The following is a 689-nucleotide window of genomic DNA, read 5'->3' on the forward strand; positions in this document are numbered from 1 at the left end:
GTCGTCGGCGTCACCAGCCGGGGCCGGAGCACCCAGGGAGTCCATCAGGGCCCCGCCACCCAGGGTGGCGAGCATCTGACGGACGTTGCTCAGCTGTGCGGTGATGCTGTCGCGCTGAGCCGACGCCGCTGCGAGCTCGCGGTCGGACTCCTCACGCACCCGCGACGCGTGGTCTCGGGCCTCGGACACGATCTGGTCGGCCTGCGCCTCGGCGTTCTGGAGCAGGTGCTCGGCCCTCGTGCGCATCTCGTGCGCGTCGCGCTCGGCCCGCTCGGTGAGCTGGCGCAGCCGGGACTCGCTCTCGCTGAGGGCGGCCTCCTGCTGCTGGCGGCGCGCCTCGAACTCCGCGTCGGCCGACTCGCGGCGGGCGGCGAGCGTGACCTCGAGCTCCGCCGACGCGGTGGACGCCTTGAGGCGGAGCGCCTCGAACTCGGCGGCGACCTCCTGACGCTGCGCGGCAGTGACGCTCTGGGCCTCGGCGACGACGGCCTGGGCCTCCCGGTTGGCCTGGGCGATGATGCGCACGGCTTCCTCGTCCGCGCGGGCGCGAGCCTGCTCGGCATACGACGTGGTGGCCGCCTTGAGCTCGGCGGCCGCACGCGTGGCGCGCCCGCGGATCTCGTCGGCCTCGGCAGCGGCGCGCGTGCGCATCTCGGCCGCCTCCTGGTCGGCGAGCGTCAGGATCTGGG

Annotated in this window: 1 pseudogene; it reads right to left on the reverse strand. The window is 74.9% G+C overall.

Annotation, left to right across the window (positions count from 1 at the left end):
• A pseudogene (locus AC1DP0_RS22425) lies at positions 1-651 on the reverse strand (hypothetical protein); the annotation flags it as partial.
• Positions 652-689 lie beyond the last annotated feature (38 nt).

The organism is Terrabacter sp. P5_B1 (assembly GCF_056400505.1).